Source organism: Nocardia sp., assembly GCF_025465275.1.
Taxonomy (GTDB): domain Bacteria; phylum Actinomycetota; class Actinomycetes; order Mycobacteriales; family Mycobacteriaceae; genus Nocardia.
On record NZ_JAODNK010000076.1, the window covers coordinates 26589 to 47329 of the forward strand.

Sequence of the window (20741 nt, forward strand, 5' to 3'; positions counted from 1 at the left end):
GCCAGTGCCCTGACACGCGGGCTTATTCCCGACAGATCGGACGACACGCGGCGACCTCCCACAGTTGTCACACCCGAGTGCTTGGATTTACAGCGACGATCGAAGGAGGTTTCATGAGCCACCTCATGAACAAAGCGGCCTGTTCGCTCTGCGCATCGGCCCTCGATCACTGTCACGGGACACTGATCGCGCATGCCGACGGTTCCGCCGAGTGCACGGATTGGGCGTGCGCCGATACCGATCGGCTACGCCACCCCTTCTCCGCCGACTGCTCCGATGTGGCAGGCGGCTGCGAATGTGCAGAAGCCATGGTCAGCCCCCGTATCGCACTGCATCCCCTGGCGGGCTAGCCAGCGCGCCACCGGGTTTCGAGGCCTGCGCCGGGCTCATTTCGGCGCCTGCCGGGTCGGCTACTAGCCTGGTCAGGTGAGCTACGACTACGTTCTGCTGCCCTCCGGCGCAGCCGCGACGCCCGCCGACGTCGATGCGTACCTGACCGCGCAGGACGGGAAACCCGCCGCGCACCCGGTCGCCGAGATGGCCGCCGAGCTCGACAAGCGCAATGCGGACCTGCCCGAAGCGGATCGGTTCCTGAGTGCGGACGCCGTCGACGGCGCCATCGGCGCCGCACTGTTCGTGTCCAGCCCCTATGACGCCATCGGGCATGTGCGCGCCCTGCTGTTCGAGCTGGCGACGCCCCGCGGGTACGCCGTCTACGATCCGCAGCTGGCCTGGATCATCGATCCGGCCGATTCGGTGCCGGTCACGGTCTCACACGGTGGTGCGGGCGAATTCCCGTATCTCACAAGCGCACTCGCACATCGGTGGGTGCCGGAGCTGAGCGCGCCCGGCCCGTACCTGATCGTCGAGAGCGCCGAACAGGTCTATATCCAGATCTACCGGCACGAGAACGGGCGCTACGACGTCGAATATCGGGACGGTTCGCCGGACCGGCATTTCGCCGTGCGAATCGATGACCCGCACACCGTCGCCGACCTGATCTGGTCCTGGACCCTCGATGATCGCTCGAACTTCGGCGCCCTCGATTGGCAGCGCCTCACCTTCTGAACGGACGCGAACAATGCAGTAACAACCGCATCTCGATTCGGATTCTTGTACCCGTACCGTCCAGTCTGCACAGGTGTAGGAACGCTAGCCTTTCACTCGTGTCACACCACACGCTGATTCCCCGCTGCACGGAATCGGCACCGCACGAATCGCACGCTGCTTGTTCTCGTAACTCACCCGGAGCGAGGAGAGAACGTATGAAGCTACGCCGAAAAGCCGCCACCCCGGGGCTGCGCAAGAGCCTGGCCGTACTGGCCGGAATCGCCGCCGCCCTGGCCGCGGTGGTCGCATTGCACGCCACCGGCGCGGGCGCCGACGTTCCTCGCAACAGCCAGCACATGCCGTGCCCGCAACCGGCAGCGCTCGCCCCGCCCGTTTGGACGTAGTTACAGCACTCGGCGGCCGGAAAGCGCTCGGCCCAGAGTGAGCTCGTCGGCGAATTCGAGGTCGCCGCCCATAGGCAGGCCCGAAGCGAGCCGAGTCACGCTGAGGCCGGCGAAATCCCGGAGCATGCGCACGAGATAGGTGGCTGTCGCCTCGCCCTCGGTATTCGGGTCGGTGGCGATAATGACCTCACTGACATCGACGCCGTCGTCCTGATTGCCGATGCGCGTCAACAGTTCCCGGATGCGCAATTGATCCGGGCCCACACCCGACAGTGGATCGAGCGCGCCGCCGAGCACGTGATAGCGGCCGCGGAATTCGCGGGTGCGCTCGATGGCCTGCACGTCCTTGGGCTCCTCGACGACACAGATCATGGTGCGGTCGCGGCGCGGGTCGGCGCAGATACGGCACAGCTCGCCATCGGAGACCGTGCCGCAGACGGCGCAGAACCGCACGCCGTCGCGCACCTTCTGCAGCGCCGCCTGCAGGCGGTCGATCTCGGGCGGCTCCACCGAGAGGAAATGAAAAGCAATGCGCTGTGCGCTCTTCGGACCGACGCCCGGCAGCTTGCCCAGCTCGTCGATGAGATCCTGAACCGGACCCTCGTACACGCCTTCACACCTCTCTGTGGCTTGCCCCGACGTCGATCAGAAGCCCGGCTCGCTGAATCAGAAGCCGGGAAGTGCGCCGCCGCCGAGACCACCGGCCAGCGGGCCCAGCCGATCGGCGGCCAGCTGCTGAGCATTGTCCATGGCATCGTTGAGCGCGCCGATGACCAGGTCCTGCAGCGTCTCGACATCCTCCGGATCGACCACCTTCGGGTCGATGGTCAGCGACAGCACCTCGCCGGTGGCGCGAATCCTGGCGCGCACCAGGCCACCGCCCGCCTCGCCGTCCACCTCGGACTCCGCGATCTCCTGCTGTGCGGCCATCACGGCCTGCTGCATCTGCTGGGCCTGGGCCATCAACTGCTGGATATCGAACTCTCCACCGGGTTGCACGGTGTGTCCTCTCTGCGGGGCCTGCGCTTCTCGAAGTAAGCGATCGGCACCAGCCTAGTCGTCGCCGTTCGCGGCGAGTCTTGACTCTCCCCCGGTGGGAGAGTGTTCGCTGAAGGCATGACAGCGACGGTTCCGATCGGGGAGTTCTCCCGGCTCAGCCATCTCAGCGTGAAGGCGCTGCGGTATTACCACGAGATCGAGCTCCTGGAGCCGACCGAGGTGGATATCAGCTCCGGCTACCGCTTCTATTCCACCGATCAGGTGGAGCAGGCGCACCTGATCCGGCGGCTGCGCGAATTGAACATGCCGGTACCGGAGATCAAAGCGGTACTGGCCGCACCGGATCGGGCGGCACGCGATGCCGCACTGCGGGCGCATCTGGCGCGCATGGAGGCGGAGCTGCTGCGCACCCGCGATGTGGTGGCCTCGCTGCGGGCACTGCTGCTGCCACCGAGCGAAGTCCGATTGCGGATCGAATATCGTTCCATCCCAAGCTATCCCGCGCTCGCTCTCACCGAGAAGGTGACCCGGGACGCGATCGACCAGTGGTGCGAGACCGCCTTCCCCGCGCTGTATCAGGCGCTGGAGATCGCGGGCGTGCAGCCGGACGGTCCGGGCGGGGCCACCTATGCGCTGGAGTTCTTCGAGGAGGACTTCGGCGAGGTGGTGGCCTTCGTGCCGATCGCACCCGCGGACCGGGATCGCTTCGCGACGCTCGGCAGCAGTGCCGGAACGATCAACACGGTGGTCGATATGCCCGCCCGCCGCTTCGCCGTCGCCGTCCATCACGGCCCGTTCACCGACTTCGACCGCACCTACGGCGCACTCGGAACCCATGTGGCCGAACACGATACCGCGCTCGCGGAACCCATTCGCGAGCTCTACCTGGTCGGACCCGGCGATGCCGAACCGGCCGACTACCTCACCGAAATCTGCTGGCCCATCGGCCGGCTCTGAACAGGAGACATCGTCATGGCATTGAAGATCGCCAACATCACCATCGACAGCGCGAACGCCGCGGAACTGGCCGAATTCTGGGCGCAGCTGCTGGAGCGCACCGTCGATCCGGGCGGCAACGAGCATTTCGCCACCGTCGGCGAGAGCACCGGATTCACTCCGACGCTGATGTTCGTCCAGGTTCCGGACAAGACGCCGGGCAAGAATGTCGTGCATATGGATCTGACCGCCGACGATCTGCCCACACAGCACGAACGCGCGGTTGCCCTCGGCGCCAAGCACATCGCCGATTTCGACGAGTACGGCGTGCGCTGGTCGACCTTCGCCGACCCCGAGGGCAACCTGTTCGATGTAGCAGTGGAAAAAGCGGCCGACTAAGCGATGCCGGCTCGTCCGCCGGCCGTTTTGGCCACGGGCTCAGGCCAGTACTTCCTTGAGGTTCTCGAGCACCTCGGCCTGGATCTTCTTCAGGCCGAGCGGCGCGAAGATGCCCTCGAAGATGCCGCCGATACCGCCGGCGCCCTTCCAGCTGGTGCGCGTGGTGACCAGCGAGCCCTCGCCCTGCGGAGTGACCGTCCAGGTGGTGACCATGGAGGAATTCGAATCCCGTTCCGTCACCATGGAATCCGACACCGAGATGGTTGCGTGTACGTTGCGGGACCGCTTCTCGGTGGCGTCCAGCGTCCAATCCACCACGGTGCCCGCGCCCTTACCGCCCTCGACCACCTTGTAGTCCCGGTAGTGCGAGGAGAGGATGCGCGGCCGCACCGACTCGTAATCCGCGATCGCATCGAGAGTGCGCTTCGGATCTGCCGTCACGACGATCGAACTGGAGGCGCTGACCTGTCCCACCATGTGCTCCTTATGTTCCGACCCTCCGGGACTTTAGCGCCCGGCCGGGAGCCGTGGAGAATTCTAGACGCGTAGGAGCGGTGAGGTGGGACACCTATTTTGGGGGGTACCCCAGGAGTTACCCCGATCGGAACTAGATCAGCTGTCACCTTGGGCAACGAATTAGTACCCAGACCCTGGCGCGGCGTTCACACACGCGCCGAAAGGTTCGCCTGCGCAGGCAGTTTAGATTGTTAGCTGAAGTAATAATAATCACGGGGTAGGTGGGAATAGACTCGGAGTGCGGCTGGTAGCAACAGCCGTGGCATAGGAAAACTGTGCGTGAAAAACCGGCCCGCCGGTGTGCTCCTGCTGGCCTGAGCCGTCGGTGCAGGCTAGCGTTCCGGGGGTGGCAGTGAGTCTGTTGGGGAAGGCCGGCCGCGCACCGGCCGCGCAGGAATCAGGGTTCGCAGCGCATCGGGTTGGAGTCGATCGACTGCTCGCGTCGTATCGCGCCATTCCACCCGATGCGAACGTCCGCCTGGCCAAAAAGACCTCGAACCTGTTCCGGGCGCGTGCGAAGAGCACCGCGCCCGGACTGGACGTTTCCGGGCTGACGCAGGTCATCGCGGTGGATCCGCAGGCGCGGACCGCGGATGTGGCAGGCATGACCACCTACGAGGATCTGGTCGCGGTCACCCTGCAGTACGGCCTGGCCCCGCTGGTGGTGCCGCAGCTCAAGACCATCACCCTCGGCGGGGCGGTGACCGGGCTGGGAATCGAGTCGACCTCGTTCCGCAACGGCCTGCCGCACGAGTCGGTGCTGGAGATCGACGTGCTCACCGGGGCGGGCGAGATCATCACCGCCACCCCGGACGGCGAGTACGCCGATCTGTTCCGGGGATTCCCGAACTCCTACGGGACGCTGGGCTACTCCACCCGCCTGAAAATCCAGCTGGAAGCGGTCGAACCGTATGTGGCATTGCGGCACATACGGTTTCATGATCTGCAGGAGCTGGAAACAACCATGGCGCAGATCATCGCGGACCGCTCGTATGCCGGTGAGCAGGTCGACTATCTCGACGGCGCGGTATTCACCGCCGACGAGAGTTACCTGGTGCTCGGACGGCAGACCGCCGAAACCGGCCCGGTCAGCGATTACACCGATCAGGACATCTTCTACCGGTCTATCCAGCACGATTCGCCAGAGCCCAAACGCGACCGGCTTACCATCGCGGATTACCTGTGGCGCTGGGACACCGACTGGTTCTGGTGCTCGCGGGCCTTCGGCGCCCAGAACCCGAAGATCCGCAAGATCTGGCCGAAGCAGTACCGGCGCAGCAGCTTCTACTGGAAGCTCATCGCCCTCGACCAGAAGTACGGCATCGGCGACCGCCTCGAGGCCCGCCAGGGCAATCTGCCGCGCGAACGGGTCGTGCAGGACATCGAGGTGCCCATCGAGCGCACCGCGGAATTCCTGCACTGGTTCCTGCGCGAGATCCCCATCGAGCCGATCTGGTTGTGCCCGTTGCGATTGCGCGGCTCCGCCGACAACCCGACCGCGGGCGGCGGTGCCGAACGGCCGTGGCCGCTCTACCCGCTCGAACCCGACCGCACCTATGTGAACATCGGCTTCTGGTCTGCCGTGCCGACCACCGCGGGGCAGCCGGAGGGCGCGGCCAATCGCGCCATCGAACACGAGGTGTCCGCCCTCGACGGCCACAAGTCGCTGTATTCGGACTCCTACTACGAACTGGACGAGTTCGCCGACCTCTACTACGGCGGCGACACGTACCGGAATCTCAAACGAACCTACGACCCGGATTCTCGTTTACTGGATCTGTATTCGAAGGCGGTGCAACGCAAGTGACCACGTTCAAGGATCGTTCCGACGTATTCGCCGAGCTCGGAACGAAGCTCACCATTGCCGAGATCTTCGAGACCCTCATCGACGGCCCGGTGCCGATTCGCTTCACCGCGTACGACGGCAGCAGCACCGGTCCCGAGGACTCGGAATTCGGCCTGGAGATCATCCACCCCCGCGGCGTGAACTACGTAGCCAACGCACCAGGTGATCTGGGCATGGCCCGCGCCTACATCTCCGGCGACATGATCGCGCACGGAGTGCACGCGGGCGACCCGTACGAACTGCTGAAGGCCATGGCGGGCTTGAAGTTCCGCCGGCCGACCGCCATGCAGCTGGTCGCCATCGCACGCTCGCTCGGCTGGGAGTTGCTCAAGCCTGTGGCCCCGCCGCCGCAGGAGACACTGCCGCGCTGGCGCCGCATCGCACTGGAAGGCCTGCGGCACAGCAAGACTCGTGACGCCGAGGCGATCCATCACCACTACGACGTCTCGAATACCTTCTACGAGTACGTACTCGGCTCCTCCATGACCTACACCTGCGCGGTGTACGAGGACGAGTCCTGGACCCTCGAGCAGGCGCAGGAGAACAAGTACCGGCTGGTCTTCGACAAGCTGAACCTGAAGCCCGGCGACCGGCTGCTCGATATCGGCTGCGGCTGGGGCGGCATGGTGCGGTACGCGGCCAAGCGCGGGGTCAAGGTCATCGGCGCCACGCTCTCGGCCGAACAGGCCGAATGGGCGCAGCAGAAGATCGCCGAGGAGGGCCTCGCCGAACTCGCCGAAGTCCGGCACTCCGACTACCGCGATGTGGCCGAGGACGAATTCGACGCCGTCTCCTCCATCGGCCTCACCGAGCACATCGGGGTGCAGAACTACCCGGCCTACTTCGAGTACATGCAGTCCAAGCTCCGGGTCGGCGGCACCTTCCTCAACCACACCATCACCCGGCCGGACAATAAGCACACCACCCGGGCGGGCGATTTCATCGACCGCTATGTGTTCCCGGACGGTGAGCTCGCCGGCTCCGGGCGCATCATCTCCGAGATCCAGAACGTCGGACTCGAGGTGCTGCACGAGGAGAACCTGCGCCAGCACTACGCGCTCACCCTCGCCGAATGGTGCGACAACCTGGTGAAGAACTGGGAAGCCTGCGTCGACGAGGTCGGCGAGGGCACCGCCAAGGTGTGGGGCCTGTACATGGCCGGCTGTCAGCTCGGCTTCGAAAAGAATGTGGTGCAGCTGCACCAGGTGCTGGGCGTCAAGCTCGGTGACGATCAGGCCTGGACGGTGCCGCTGCGGCCCTGGTGGAAGCCCTGAGCGGTGTCGGCTGAGTTCAGCTGAATCGAAACGCCCCGGGTATCCGCCCGGGGCGTTTCGCTTGTTTCGCTCAGGGCAGCAGCCTGTTTCGCTCAGGACTGATTCTGCACCGGCAGTCCGAGGCGAGCCGTCAGCCACGGCAGCGACGAGGTGAAGGCCGACGACGCGAACTGCCAGGTGTGACCACCCTCCGCGGTGTTCACCCAGCACGTCATATCCACCTTGCGGCCATCGCCGCAGAGCGTGTCCGCCGCGCCGACCTCACCGGTGTCCATGACGCCGTCGTGCCCGCCCAGACCCGCATTGTCGTCATCCTTGGCGGGGCCGTGCATCTGGGAGTACTTCTGGTACATCTCCGCCTGCCGCTTCGGCGGGGTCAGATCGTCGAAGACGCCGACCATATCGCTGTACGGGCCGTGCTTGGCCATCACGGTCTGCGGATCGAATTGTGCCCAGGCATCGGCATTTCCGCCGTAGAGCCGCCGGATGGTCTGGTCCTTGGTGCCCGCGGTCGGGCCCAGGTCACCCGCGATATCGACGAAGGTGTCGACCAGCTCCGGGTGCATGACCGCGAGATCCACCGCGCAGGTGCCGCCCATCGACCAGCCGACCGCCGCCCACTCGGCCGGATCGGCGGAGACGCCGAAGGTCGACTCCACGTAGCCGGGGACATCCTTGGTCAGGTGGTCGGCCGTATCGCCGCGGGTGCCGTTCACGCATTCGGTGTCATTGTTGAAACTGCCGCCGGAATCGACGAAGACCAGCACCGGCGCCTGGCCGTTGTTGTTCGCCGCGAAATCGTCCACCGCGGGCATGATCTGGCCGCTGTTCACCCAGTCCTTCGGGGTATTGAACTCGCCGCCGATCATCATGATCACCGGGAGCGCGGGCGGCTTGTCACCGGCGAACCAGGCCGGGGGCAGATAGACGTACTCGGTGCGATGCTTGAAGTGACTGCCGCTCTCCGGAATATCCACCGGCACAATGCGGCCCGTGCCGACATTCGTATTCCGCAGACCGGCAAGCGATGCCAGGCTCGTCTGATGCGGCAGTGGCTCGGCGGTCACCGCGGCCCAGGCCGACTGCACCGTCGGGTAGTAACCGACCCACTGGTCCAGCACGATCAGGGCATTCACGAGCGCAAACGGCACCGCCAGTACCGCGGCGACCGTCTGCCACCACGGGCCCCGGCGAAAACCCACCACAATCGCGCCGAGTGCCGCCGCGATCATGCCGATGCAGACCCACAGCAATATCGGAGCCGGATCCGACGCCAGCCCTTCGTCATTCGTGTACATCCAGGCGCCGAAGGCCGCCGCCACCCCGAGGGCGAGACAGATCGGCACACTCAGCAGCCACCATCTCCTGTTGAACCGCGCCAGCGCGACGATCAGCGCGAACACCGCCAGGAACGCCGCCACCTGCGGGACCCAGCCGTTCAGCAGCGAAAGTCCGTGATGGAACTCGAATCCCTGATGCCCCGTATTCACCGGCGCGTGCGGCGCCGGCGGCGGCGCCAGGGGTGGGGTCTGCGACAGCACTCGGGTGGATAGCACGTCGGCGATTGTCGATGACTTTCCTCGAGAAACCCTGTGAACGACCTCAACGAACCCTGGCGACCGCATGAACACTCGTAATTCGGACGTGTTTCCAGGGGGAATCGACCTGGTTAAGAAGGATCCCGGCCACAAGCACGCCGGGATGACGAGGGTCTTGCACCCGACTGCGACGACGAGGGTCTTGCACCCGACTGCGACGACGAGGGTCTTGCGCCCGGCTGCTCAGAGTAGCGAGTCGAGGAAGGCGCGCGGCAGCTCCGGGGTGTCCGGGTTGCCGGTATCGACAAGCGCGAACTGGCGCATGGTGCGCAGAATGCCCTGTACGCCCGGCCCAGCGTCCAGGAGCGGACGCGTCCAGCCGAGTTGGGCACAGCGGATCACGACGGGTGTCAGGACGGCTATGGACTCACCCACCCAGCCGGAAGCGGAGAGGCATTCGGTGAGCAGCAGGGCCGCATCGAGTTCGGCTCGGGGCCGATTCTTCTCGCGTATCCGGGCATGCAGCACGCGGGCCCGTTTGACGGCGGTGTCGTCCGTGCCGAGGGGTGCGAGCGCATCCGTGCCGCCGCGGTCGTCCCCCCGGTAGTGGCGGGCGAGCAGGGCGCGGATGACGGCGATCTCCTCGGCCTCGGAGGCCAGCGCGGCCGCGCCGGTGAGATGCCGGACGGAACGGACCATGGGATCGGTGACCAGACCGGCGGTCAGCTGATCGGACGGCAGGCCCAGCCGGAGACGTTCCGCCCGGATGTGTGCGGCGAGGCGGACGAGCTTGCGATCGGCGGCGATCCGCGCCCCCTCGTCCAGGCGGGCGGCCGCGGTATCGAGATCACCATGCGCCGCCTTCACCCGGGCGCCGATGACGAAGATGCTGACCAGGAAGTCGACCGGCCCGACATGGGTGACCAGCTGATGACTCTGGTCCAGCAGCCGTTCCGCGCTCTCCAGATCGCCACGGCGATAAGCCAGTTCACCCAGCAGCGCCGCCGCCACCCGCACCGAATCAGAGCGCGGGCCGGAGCGATCCCGTGCCGTCTGCCACGCCTGCTCGAAACAGGCTGTGGCGGTGGCGATATCGAGCTGCTCGTAGGCGGCATCACCCTGACTGCACAGGCCGAACACCTCGCCCAGCGGATCGGCGGAGCGCTGGTGATAGGGCTCGGCCCACTCCTGCATGCCGCGCGCGCCGTCGAAGTCGAAATCACAGAGTCGTACGAACGACACCAGATTCGCGGCGGTGGAGACCGTCCAGGCCGGGAGCTCGTCAGCCAGTTCCAGACAGTCGGTGAGCTTGTCCAGCACACCGTCGGTGCGGTCCCGCGCCACCTGATCGGCGGCGGCCAGCACGGCGGCCTGGCAGCGCTGATTCACCGCCTCCGCATCCGTGGGCGAGCTGCGCGCCAGCATGCTCGAGAGCTTGCCCAGTGCGGTGCGCGCGGCGCCGGACTGCTGCAGATTCACATTGGCCCGCGCCAGCGCCATCAACAGCTTGCTGCGCGAAGCCACCTGTTGCACAGGCAGTTTCGATACCGTGCCGAACAGCGTCGCCAACCGGGAGCGGTCGATCAGATCCATCCCGCCGTTCTCGACCAGATCCAGGGCGAATTTGAAATCGGTGGCGGCCAGCGCGTGATCCACCGATTGCCGCAGCAGCTGATGTTCGGCGAACCAGCGGGAAGCCTTGCGGTGCAGTGCTTTCACCTGCCCGGGATGAGCTCGCTCCAGCCGTGCCCGCAGATGCTCCGCCACCATGGGTTGCATGCGATACCAGGAGGAATCCTCGGAGAGCCGATGCAGGAACAGCTCGCGCTGTTCGGCCTGATCGAGCAGCTGAGCGGCCTCGGCAATACCCGTGAGCGCCTCCGCCAATGAGGCGTTCACCCGCTCCGGTACGGAGATTCCGGTGAGGAAGTCGAGCATGCGCGGTTCCAGACTGTCCAACACATTCTCGGCGAGATATTCGCGAATTGCCTTGTTGTCACCGGATATTCGAGAGATCAGCTTATCCGCATCCGATCCCCGGGCGCGCAACGACAGGCCCGCCAGCTGAATGGCCGCCGGCCAGCCGTCGGTGGCGGTGTATATCTGCTCGATCTGCCGGTCGGTGAGCTGCAGGCCGGTGCGATCCACCAGAATCTGCCGCGTCTCCTCCTCGGTGAGACTCAGCTGCTCACAACCGATTTCGACCAGCTCGTCCGCGACCTGCAGCCGACTCAGCGGCAATCCGGCCCGCTCCCGGCTGGTGACGACGAAACGCAAATGGTGGCAACCATTGTCGAGCAGCGAATCCATCACCCGATGCGCACCGGTGTCGGTGACACGGTGCCAGTCGTCCACGACCACCACGACGGTATGCCCTCCGGCATGCACCTCGTCGATGAGCGCGGACACCGCATACGGGACCGCCTCGGCCGGCCGCTCCTCCAGCACCTGCTCCAGCCCGGCCCCGAGCTCCGGCCGCACCCGGCGAATAGCCGCAATGATGTGGGCCAGCAGCCACACCTCATTGTCGTCGCCGCGATCGATTCCGATCCAGGCCACCGCGACTCCGCGATCGGTGAGTTCGGCGCACCACTGCGCCGCCAGGGTGCTCTTACCGAATCCCGCCGGGCCGTGGATGATTGCCAGCCGCCGCCGTCCCCCGGCCCGCAGCGGTTCCAGCAGCCGCGGACGCGACACCGGCTCACGCGCGGGCGTCGGCGGGCGGAATTTCGTAGTGGCCGTGGGCGGCAGCGTATTTCCGGTCGGCGTACTCACGCCGCCCATGGGCGGGGAGATGCCGCTCGGCGTCCCCGGCCGCAGTATCAGGGAACGATTGCGCGGGGAGCTCACCACGGTGGCGGGGCGTTGCCGCGAATACTGCTGGGTGGCACCGGATTCCGTGCCGTCCACGAAACCGGACTCGGCGTCCGCGGCACCGTCCAGCAGCGCCATTTCGTCCGGCACCTGCCCCTGCCCGGCCTGCACTGTGCGCAGCAGTTCCCCGAATTCCACAGCGGATTCGGGCCGATGACGCGGATCGGGTGACATGGCCGCTTCGATGGCGGCCGCCACGGCCGGTGGAATCTCCAGCTCCCGCAGATCCGGCACCGGCTGGCTGGTGATGCGCAGGAACTGCGCGATCACCTTCTCCCCCGACTGCCTCTCATAGGCGGCATGGCCGGTCAGCAGGGCGAACAGGGTGGATCCGAGACCGTACACATCCGAGCGCACCGTCGGCTCGTCACCCTTGAGCACTTCGGGGGCGGTGAAGGCGGGCGATCCGGTGATCAAACTGGTCGAGGTGCGGAAACCGCCTGGGATGCGGGCGATTCCGAAATCGGTGAGCTGCGGTTCCCCGTATCGGCTCAACAGCACATTGGCGGGTTTCACATCCCGGTGCAGTACCTCGGCGCGGTGCGCGGTCTCGATGGCCCCCGCCAGCTTCACCCCGACCCGCAGCGAATCGGACCAGGTGAGCGGGCCGTTGTCGCGCACCAGCTGTTCCAGCGACCCGTGCGTCGCATACGGCATCACAATGTAGGGCCGGCCGCTCGCCGTCACATCGACCTGCAGGATGTCGACGATATTCGGATGCCCGGAGAGCCGCCCCATGGCGTGCTCCTCGCGCAGGAAGCGCTCCCGGCTCTCGTCGTCTATCTCGGTCGAGAGCACCTTCACCGCGACAATGCGATCCAGAATGCGCTGCGTGCAGCGGAAGACCACCCCGAACCCGCCGCGCCCGACCTCCTCGGCATCGACCAGGCCCATGGCCTCGAGTTCATCGACGATGCTGATGGGAACGTATGACTGCGTGGCAGATTCGGGGCGAGTAGAGTCGCCCGGAGAGCCCTCCGGACGCGGCTGTGGATTCATCTCGGCCCACCTCCCGCTGTGACGAGCGCGCACCGAATCTACGGGCGATTCCGGTGTTCTACCCGCGCATATTCCAAACGTAGCGCGAGACGCACCGATGTGTGCGGTATTCGCTCCCACGCCGCCGTCCTGGCTGCTCTGTGCCATACCTATACAAACGACAAGGCCCGGGTCGCGATTCCGCAACCCGGGCCCTGCGTGCTCGTACTACTTACGCAGCGAAGCCGGAACCTCGAAGCGCTCGCCGAACTTGGCAGCCAGCTCGTCGGCGCGAGCCACGAAGCCGGCGGTGCCGCCCGGGTAGCCGACGACGAACTGGTGCACGCCACCGGTCCAGGCCGGGTAACCGATACCGAAGATCGAGCCGATATTGGCGTCGGCGGTGGTGGTCAGTACACCCTCGTCGAAGCACTTCTGGGTCTCGATGGCCTCGATGAAGAGCATGCGGTCCTTCAGGTCCTGCAGCGAAACGCCCTCGGGCAGTTCGCGGTTGGAACCGAAGGCCTCACGCAGGCCCTCCCAGATGCCGGCGGTCTTGCCGTCGACATAGTTGTAGAAGCCGGCGCCGCCGAGCTTGCCCTTGCGATCGAACTTGTCGATCATCGTGTCGATGACATTGCCCGAGGCGAGGGAGGAGGCAGAGATCTTCTTGCCCTCCTTCTCCGCGGCCGCAAGAGTCTCCTTGAAGATCTTGTTCATCGTCTCGAAGTTGAGCTCATCGCTCAGCTTCAGCGGCGCCGCCGGGTAACCGGCCTGCAGACCGGCCTGCTCGATGGTCGCCGGATCGATGTTCTCCTGCAGCATCATGATCGCTTCATTGATGAAGGTGCCGATCACGCGCGAGGTGAAGAAGCCGCGGCTGTCGTTGACCACGATCGGGGTCTTGCGGATCGCGAGGGTGTAGTCGTACACCCGGGCCAGCGCCTCGTCCGAGGTCTTCTCGCCGCGAATGATCTCGACCAGCGGCATCTTGTCCACGGGGGAGAAGAAGTGGATGCCGATGAAGTCCTCGGACCGCTTCACACCATTGGCCAGCAGGGTGATCGGCAGGGTCGAGGTGTTCGAGCCCAGCAGCGCATCGGGATCGACGATGTCCTCGATCTCGTGGAACACCGCGTTCTTCAGCTCCGGCTTCTCGAAGACAGCCTCGATCACGAAGTCGACGCCCGCGAAATCGGCCGCATCGGCGGTCGGGGTGATCCGAGCCAGCAGCGCCTTGGACTTCTCCTCGGTGGTCTTGCCACGCGAGAGGGCCTTGGCCTCGATCTTCTCGGAGTAGTTCTTGCCGCGCTCGGCCGCCTCGATGGTGACGTCCTTGAGCACGACGGTGTAACCGGCCTTCGCGGAGACGTACGCGATGCCCGCGCCCATCATGCCCGCGCCGACGACGCCGATCTTCTTGATCTCACGCTTCGGCACGTCCTTGGGACGCGAGCCACCGTTGTTGATCGACTGCAGATCGAAGAAGAACGCCTGGATCATGTTCTTCGCGACCGGGCCGGTCAGCAGGGAGACGAAGTAGCGCGACTCGATCAGCGACGCGTTGTCGAAATCGACCTGGGCGCCCTCGACCGCGGCGGACATGATGGCGACCGGCGCCGGCATGTTCTGACCCTTGATCTGCTTGCGCAGGTTGGCCGGGAAGGCAGGCAGGTTGGCGGCGAGCGCCGGGGTGGACGGGGTGCCGCCGGGGATCTTGTAGCCCTTGACATCCCAGGGCTGCACGCCCTTGTCCGGGTTGGCCTTGATCCACGCCTTGGCGGCCGGGATCAGCTCTTCGATCGAGCCGACAACCTCGTTGATGATGCCGGTGGCCTTGGCCTTGGCCGGGGTGAACTTGTTGCCCTGCAACAGGACACCCATCAGGCCGCCTGCAATGCCCAGCATGCGAGTGATGCGGGTGACGCCGCCACCGGCCGGGAGCAGGCCGAGGGAAACCTCGGGCAGGCCCAGCTGCACGCCCTTGACGTCGGCGGCAATGCGGTAGTGGGTGGCCAGGGTGATCTCCAGGCCGCCGCCGAGGGCAGCGCCGTTGATCGCGGAGACGACGGGCTTGCCCAGCTTCTCCAGACGACGCAGGTCGCCCTTGATATTGCCGAGCTCCTCCATGATGTCCGCCGCGTTCTCCGGGGTGGTCTTCATCATGTTCTTGAGGTCGCCGCCGGCGAAGAAGGTCTTCTTGCCGGAGGTGATGACAACACCGGTGATGTCGTCCTTCTCGGCCTCGAGGCGATCGACGGTCGCCTTCATCGAGTCCTTGTAGAGCTGGTTCATGGTGTTGGCGCCCTGGTTGGGGTCGTCCATGGTCAGCACGACGATGCCGTCGGCGTCCTTTTCCCAGCCGATCATGTTCTCAGTCATGTGTTTTCGTTCTCCTGAAAAAAGTCGGGGGAGGCGTTAGACGCGCTCGATGATGGTGGCGACACCCATGCCGCCGCCGATGCAAAGGGTGATCAGGCCGTAGCGGGCGTTGCGGCGGTGCAGCTCGTCGACAACGGTTCCGGTGATCATCGCGCCGGTGGCGCCCAGCGGGTGGCCCATGGCGATGGCGCCACCATTGACGTTCAGCTTCTCGTCCGGGATCTGCAGGTCCTTCTGGAACTTCAGGACGACGGAGGCGAAGGCCTCGTTGATCTCGTAGAGGTCGATGTCCTCACGCTTCAGGCCCGCCTTGGCGAGAGCCTTCTCCGCGGCCGGGGTGGGGCCGGTGAGCATGATGGTGGCATCCGCGCCGGAGGTGCCGGTGGCGACGATGCGGGCGCGCGGGGTCAGACCCGAAGCGGCGCCTGCCTCCTCGGAGCCGACCAGCACCATGGCGGCGCCGTCGACGATGCCCGAGCTGTTGCCGCCGTGGTGCACGTGGTTGATGGACTCGACGTAGGTGTAGCGCTGCATGGCAACCGCGTCGAAGCCACCCATGTCGCCGATGCCGGCGAAGGCCGGGTTCAGCTTGCCGAGGTCGGCGGCGGTGGTGCCGGGGCGCATGTGCTCGTCTTTGTCGAGCACGGTCAGGCCGTTGATGTCCTTGACCGGGACGACGGAGTTGGTGAAGTAGCCGTTCTTCCAGGCGTTGGCGGCCAGGTCCTGCGAGCGGACGGCGTAGGCGTCGACATCATCGCGGGTGAAGCCCTCGATGGTGGCGATCAGGTCGGCCGAAATGCCCTGCGGGACAATGTAGGCGCCGAAGCTGGTGGCCGGGTCCATGAACATGGCGCCGCCGTCGGAGCCCATGGGCACGCGGGACATGGACTCGACGCCACCGGCGATGACCAGGTCATCGAAGCCGGAGCGGACCTTCTGGGCAGCCAGGTTCACGGCCTCGAGGCCGGAGGCGCAGAAGCGGTTGATCTGGAAGCCACCGACGGTGTCGGGGAGCTTGGCGGTGAGCACGGTGGTGCGAGCGATATCGGCGCCCTGGTCACCCACGGGGGAAACGACACCCAGGATGATGTCCGAAATCCGATCCTCATCGAGGTTCGGGAAGCGCTTCCGCAGCTCTTCGACCAGACCGGTGGTCAGATCGATCGGCTTGACCGAGTGCAGCGACCCGTTCCGATTGCGGCCGCGCGGGGTGCGGATGGCCTCGTAAATGTAGGCCTCTGTGGTCATATCGGAGTTCTTCCTTCCGTAATGTGCGCCGACACCGCGTTGTGCGGTCAGCACGTAGCCATAACCTCGCCGGTGAGCCTTCCAGCCAACCGTCTGACGCTGTACAAACAGCCTCACGAGCCGACCGACGCGCTCGCAGGTAACCCGTACGCCTGGGCATACCTTAGAACTTCGCCGAACCGATACTCACGGCCACCCGATCATAGTACCGCCCGATGCGAACTCCGGTTAACTTAATGCGTCTCACAGGGCAACTGTCAACCCTCCAGCGGAGTGGCCCCCAATTCGGCGCGCAGGAGTTCCAAGGCCACATCATCAGGGTCGCGACGCTCCTCCGGGGGCACCGGCACGGCCGCCTCCGCCATCATCTCGCGCTCGTCCTCCGGCGTAATAGCAGGTGGGACGCTGTCATAACCTACTGGCGAGTAGTCCGAGGGCCCCGGGTCGTCCGGAAGGTCCGGACCGTCGGGCAGCGGAATATCGTCTTCCGGCGGTGTATTCCGCGGCGCGGCGGGACGCTCGAAGACCCGCGGCTCGGCCGGAGCCACCACCTCCGCCACCTGAGGCGCGCTCACCGCTGCCGTCGCAACTGCGCCACCTCCGGTAGGACCATTGCCCCAGTCCGTCCCATCCGTGACGGCCGTCGCCGCACCGGCACTCGCCGTCGCACTCTTCGACTGGCTGGGCCGCGAGAACTTCGCCGCCGCCTTTTTCGGAGCGGCCTCACCGCCCGCGGCCGGGCCCTTGCCCGCACCCCGCGCGGCCGGTGGCGCACCCGCACCCCCGACTTCCCACTTCACGTCATGATCGCGGCCGAGCACGGCCTGTACCGCCGACCGCACCGCCTGCACATTCTGTGGCTGCGCCAACCGCTGCGCCAGCATCTCGTTGGGATGCGCGAAAACGATCAACTGGCCGTCGATCCGCGACACCGAAGCGCCGGACAGCATCGCCTGCACCGTGGCCCCGAACTCCCGCACCTTGGCCCGAATATCCGCCCAGGCCCCCTCGATCTCCCGCAGCAGCTCATCCCCATCGAGCCCCGCCGACACAGCCGACTGCGCCGCAGCCGAAGGAGCTACCGCAACCTCCGCCGACGGGGCGGGAACCGCTGCCACATCCGCGACCTGCACAGCGTCCGCCGCGTCCGCTCGAGCACCGGCCACCGACTCGGAGCCTGCTGTCGCAGCACCGGTTTCGGCCCCGCTGACCGCTTCGGAGTCCAGCGCAGGCGCTGCATCGGGAACCTCGGCACCTGAATCGGCACCGGCTGCGATAGCACTCGCAGCCGCGACGGGCTGGGCCCCAATGGCTTCCGCCGCCGCAGACACAGCCGTCGATCCGGCGACGATCTGCACTGCCGAGCTTTCCGGCGTGTCGAAGAGCGGGACATCAAGCTCTTCCTGCGGCGCGTCAGCGGGCTCATCGGACTGGGCCGAGAACGCGAAGGCCGGCGCGGACACTTCAGCAGCCGTTGCATCAACCGACGCCGCAGTCTCCGAACCACTTTCGCCGACAACCCCATCAAGCTCCGGCAGCAGGCTCGTCTGATTCGGATCCAGATCAACGCTCTCAGCCACCGCCGCCTGTGCCACCACGGTTGCCGGAGGCGCGGAAACAGGCTGCTGCGCAGGAGCTTCCGCAGCCCGGTCGGAGGCGGCCGCATGCGGGGCGCCTGCGGAATCAACCGCTCCCACGCTCTGAGCGGAGGAAACCTCCTGCGCGGCAGGAGTCTTTACAGACGGAGTAGCCGACAGCTGCGCGCTACCTTCAGCGACAACGGCTTGCGCCACCGCCGCCGTGGGCGGCGTAGTGACCGCCGCCTGTGCAGCGGAGCCGGCGGCCTGCGCCGCATTGGAGGAATCAGCTGTGCGGGTGCTCGGGGCGGCGGCCGAAACCTCGGGCGAGGTCGCCGTCTGTACAGCTGCGGAAGTCGGCTCCTGTGCGGCGCCCTCGGCCATTGCGGCTTGCGCCACAACCTCGGCGGGCGGTGCGGAAACAGGCTGCTGTGCAGGAGTTTCCGCGGGCGCGGTGGTGCTGCTCGCCGGTGCGGACTCGCCGACAGGGACTCGGGCAGCGCTCATTTCGGGTGGGCGAACCGCGACCTGTGGGGCAGTCTCCGGCGAATCACCTTGCGACACAGCCGCAGCGGCGCCTGCTGCCGCGCTCGCACCGCTGACCACATCGGACTTCAGCGCGGGAGCGGGAGGCCTAGCGGCCTCGACCTGAGCCGGCGTGGTGGGCCGGACCGCTTGCGGAGCCTCGGGCTGCGCAGCGACGGGCTGGGCCGAGGGTTGTCCCGCAACAGTCGCAGGCCGGACGGCCTGCTGGGACTGCATGGGCGGTGCGGCGGGCGAGTCCACTGTGGGCTGGGACGGCACGGGCTGGGCAGCCTGGCGTGGCACAGCGGCGGGTGGGGCAGCCTGCGGAGCCTGGCGTGGCGCAGTGGTCTGCTGGGGAGGGGTTGGGGCGGTGGGGGTTTCGCCGCGGTTGCCGCGGAGGGCTGCGAGGGCCTCGGCGCCGCGACGGCGGGGCTCGCCGGAAGTCGGCGGGGCTGCGGGGGCGGGCGAGGCTTGGGCCGCGGCAGCGGGGCGGGGGGCGGGGGGCGCGCTGCCTGCGGGGGCGGCGGCGGGGAGGGCGCCGCCTGCCATGCGGCGTTCGAGGGTTTCGAGGCGTTGGAGGGTCGCTACCTCGGTGTCGGTGGCGGCGGGGAGGAGCATGCGGGCCGCCACTACCTCGAGGAGGAGGCGGGGGGCGGTGGCGCCGCGCATATCGCCGAGACCCTCGTGCAGGAGTTCGGCGTAGCGGGTGAGGGTGGCGGGGCCGATGCGCTGCGCCTGGTCGTGCATGCGGTCGAGGACATCGCCGGGGCCGGTGACGAGGTTGCGCTCGACGGCGTCGGGGACGGCGCGCATGAGGATGAGGTCGCGGAGGCGTTCGAGCAGGTCGGTGGCGAAGCGGCGGGGATCGTGACCGGCCTCGACAACGTGGTCGATGGTGCCGAACAAGGCTGCGCCGTCGGAGATCGCGAGGGCCTCGACCGCGTCATCGATCAATGCGACGTCGGTGACGCCGAGGAGCGAGACGGCGCGGGGGTAGGTGACACCCTCCGGCCCCGCGCCCGCGAGCAGCTGGTCCAGGACGCTGAGGCTGTCGCGCGGGGAGCCGCCGCCGGCCCGAATCACCAAGGGGTACACGGACTCTTCGACCTGGACGTTTTCCTGGTCGCAGATCTTGCCGAGCAGACCGCGCATGGTGGCGGGCGGGAGCAGCCGGAACGGGTAGTGGTGGGTCCGGGAGCGAATGGTCGGGAGGACCTTCTCCGGCTCGGTGGTGGCGAAGACGAAGATCAGGTGCGCGGGCGGCTCTTCGACGATCTTGAGCAGCGCATTGAAGCCCGCGGTGGTCACCATGTGCGCCTCATCGACGATGAAGACGCGGTACCGGGATTCGGCAGGGGCGTAGAAGGCGCGATCGCGCAGTTCACGGGTGTCGTCGACACCACCGTGACTCGCGGCGTCGAGCTCGATGACGTCGAGGTTGCCGGACCCGCCCGGGCCCAGGGCGACGCAGGAGTGGCAGACCCCGCACGGTGTGGAGGTCGGACCCTCCACGCAGTTCAGCGAGCGCGCGAGGATGCGCGCGGAGGAGGTCTTGCCACATCCGCGCGGTCCGGAGAACAGGTAGGCATGACTGATCCGCCCGGTGTCGAGCGCAATACTCAGGGGATCGGTGACGTGCTCCTGCCCCACCACTTCAGCGAACGTTGCCGGTCGGTACTTCCGGTACAGAGCCACGGCTTCTGAGGGTACCGAGTACCTCCGACACTCTGTTTCATTGCCTCCGCTTCGCTGCGGCGGGTTCGCGGCCCTGTTACCCGGGCCTTCCCTCCTCCGCTCCTCCGCTTCGCTCCCCCGCTACGTCAGTCCAGACCCGGGCGGGCCGCGAACATGAGGTGACAAACCTAAACCTGACACCCATGTGGCGTATGTCACATGCAATCTGCGCGCCTGTTCGATACCGACCGGACTGAACTCGGTATTGCTTGTCCAAGCGAGCAAATTCTTAGCGCGTCCTCCTGGGGCGATAGCCGGACGCGGCCTCCACCCAAGATCACCATTTACGGATGCGCATTCGGTTTCAACTTGGCAGACCGGACATAACGATCACATCAACCGATGCAGCAAGATCGCAATCGTTTGGCTACCGTGGACATCGGCAACTTCGGTAGCCAAACCTTCATCAGGTTGGTGGCCCCGGCCGGTCCCTCATCCCGACCGGGGCACAACCAAATTTT

General features: G+C 66.5%; 14 protein-coding genes and 1 pseudogene. 7 read left to right on the forward strand and 8 right to left on the reverse strand.

The genetic code is table 11. From position 1 onward, the window contains the following. Positions 1-113 precede the first annotated feature (113 nt). The 3 genes from JWN03_RS18685 to JWN03_RS18695 all read left to right on the forward strand — a co-directional run bounded on the left by JWN03_RS18685 (position 114) and on the right by JWN03_RS18695 (position 1454). Complete coding sequence (locus tag JWN03_RS18685; RefSeq protein WP_297616296.1) at positions 114-350, forward strand: hypothetical protein; 237 nt, start codon at positions 114-116, stop codon at positions 348-350. A 76-nt stretch (positions 351-426) separates the two neighbouring features. Then, entirely contained in the window at positions 427-1068 is a 642-nt protein-coding gene (locus JWN03_RS18690; RefSeq protein WP_297616298.1) for a hypothetical protein, read from the forward strand. A gap of 197 nt (positions 1069-1265) precedes the next feature. Beyond that, a complete protein-coding gene (locus JWN03_RS18695; RefSeq protein ID WP_297616300.1) occupies positions 1266-1454 on the forward strand; it encodes a hypothetical protein in 189 nt (62 codons plus the stop codon). On the opposite strand, the gene recR is transcribed toward JWN03_RS18695, so the two are convergent. Together recR and JWN03_RS18705 are read right to left on the reverse strand one after the other, a co-directional pair. Then, positions 1455-2063: a recombination mediator RecR gene (gene recR, locus JWN03_RS18700; protein WP_297616301.1), complete on the reverse strand. Its 609-nt coding sequence runs from the start codon at positions 2061-2063 to the stop codon at positions 1455-1457. A gap of 57 nt (positions 2064-2120) precedes the next feature. Next, positions 2121-2453, reverse strand: coding sequence for a YbaB/EbfC family nucleoid-associated protein (locus JWN03_RS18705; protein WP_297616303.1), 333 nt, complete (start codon positions 2451-2453; stop codon positions 2121-2123). Positions 2454-2570: 117 nt separating this feature from the next. On the opposite strand from JWN03_RS18705, the gene JWN03_RS18710 reads away from it, so the two are divergent. Further along, entirely contained in the window at positions 2571-3410 is an 840-nt protein-coding gene (locus tag JWN03_RS18710) for a MerR family transcriptional regulator (RefSeq protein WP_297616305.1), read from the forward strand. A 15-nt stretch (positions 3411-3425) separates the two neighbouring features. After that, positions 3426-3788, forward strand: coding sequence for a VOC family protein (locus JWN03_RS18715; RefSeq protein ID WP_297616307.1), 363 nt, complete (start codon positions 3426-3428; stop codon positions 3786-3788). A gap of 39 nt (positions 3789-3827) precedes the next feature. Here JWN03_RS18715 and JWN03_RS18720 read toward each other — a convergent pair whose 3' ends face one another. Then, a complete protein-coding gene (locus JWN03_RS18720) occupies positions 3828-4262 on the reverse strand; it encodes an SRPBCC family protein (RefSeq protein ID WP_297616309.1) in 435 nt (144 codons plus the stop codon). A 394-nt stretch (positions 4263-4656) separates the two neighbouring features. Between JWN03_RS18720 and JWN03_RS18725 the strand changes: the two genes are divergently transcribed. Together JWN03_RS18725 and JWN03_RS18730 are read left to right on the forward strand one after the other, a co-directional pair. Beyond that, the gene (locus tag JWN03_RS18725; protein WP_297616335.1) at positions 4657-6111 is read left to right on the forward strand and encodes an FAD-binding oxidoreductase; all 1455 of its coding nucleotides are present in this window, start codon (positions 4657-4659) and stop codon (positions 6109-6111) included. Then, positions 6108-7424, forward strand: a complete 1317-nt coding sequence (locus JWN03_RS18730) for a class I SAM-dependent methyltransferase (protein ID WP_297616312.1) — start codon at positions 6108-6110, stop codon at positions 7422-7424. Before JWN03_RS18725 ends, JWN03_RS18730 begins: the two co-directional genes overlap by 4 nt. 92 nt (positions 7425-7516) lie before the next feature. Here the strand turns inward: JWN03_RS18730 and JWN03_RS18735 are convergent, their stop codons facing one another. The 5 genes and pseudogenes from JWN03_RS18735 to JWN03_RS18755 form a co-directional block, all read right to left on the reverse strand. Then, entirely contained in the window at positions 7517-8980 is a 1464-nt protein-coding gene (locus JWN03_RS18735; RefSeq protein WP_297616315.1) for an alpha/beta hydrolase, read from the reverse strand. Between the two features lie 225 nt (positions 8981-9205). After that, on the reverse strand, positions 9206-12835 hold the full coding sequence (locus JWN03_RS18740) for a serine/threonine-protein kinase (RefSeq protein WP_297616318.1): 3630 nt from the start codon (positions 12833-12835) through the stop codon (positions 9206-9208). Positions 12836-13042: 207 nt separating this feature from the next. After that, entirely contained in the window at positions 13043-15196 is a 2154-nt protein-coding gene (locus JWN03_RS18745) for a 3-hydroxyacyl-CoA dehydrogenase NAD-binding domain-containing protein (RefSeq protein ID WP_297616321.1), read from the reverse strand. A gap of 36 nt (positions 15197-15232) precedes the next feature. After that, entirely contained in the window at positions 15233-16444 is a 1212-nt protein-coding gene (locus tag JWN03_RS18750) for an acetyl-CoA C-acetyltransferase (protein ID WP_297616324.1), read from the reverse strand. A 2201-nt stretch (positions 16445-18645) separates the two neighbouring features. Beyond that, positions 18646-20241: pseudogene (locus JWN03_RS18755) on the reverse strand (DNA polymerase III subunit gamma and tau); the annotation flags it as partial. Between the last annotated feature and the right edge of the window lie 500 nt (positions 20242-20741).

Bases quoted from the DNA above. Each gene is read 5' to 3' on its own strand.
- JWN03_RS18740 (WP_297616318.1), bottom strand. From the start codon at position 12,835: ATGAATCCACAGCCGCGTCCGGAGGGCTCTCCGGGCGACTCTACTCGC.
- JWN03_RS18715 (WP_297616307.1), top strand. From the start codon at position 3,426: ATGGCATTGAAGATCGCCAACATCACCATCGACAGCGCGAACGCCGCG.
- JWN03_RS18685 (WP_297616296.1), top strand. From the start codon at position 114: ATGAGCCACCTCATGAACAAAGCGGCCTGTTCGCTCTGCGCATCGGCC.
- JWN03_RS18750 (WP_297616324.1), bottom strand. From the start codon at position 16,444: ATGACCACAGAGGCCTACATTTACGAGGCCATCCGCACCCCGCGCGGC.
- JWN03_RS18710 (WP_297616305.1), top strand. From the start codon at position 2,571: ATGACAGCGACGGTTCCGATCGGGGAGTTCTCCCGGCTCAGCCATCTC.
- JWN03_RS18695 (WP_297616300.1), top strand. From the start codon at position 1,266: ATGAAGCTACGCCGAAAAGCCGCCACCCCGGGGCTGCGCAAGAGCCTG.
- JWN03_RS18745 (WP_297616321.1), bottom strand. From the start codon at position 15,196: ATGACTGAGAACATGATCGGCTGGGAAAAGGACGCCGACGGCATCGTC.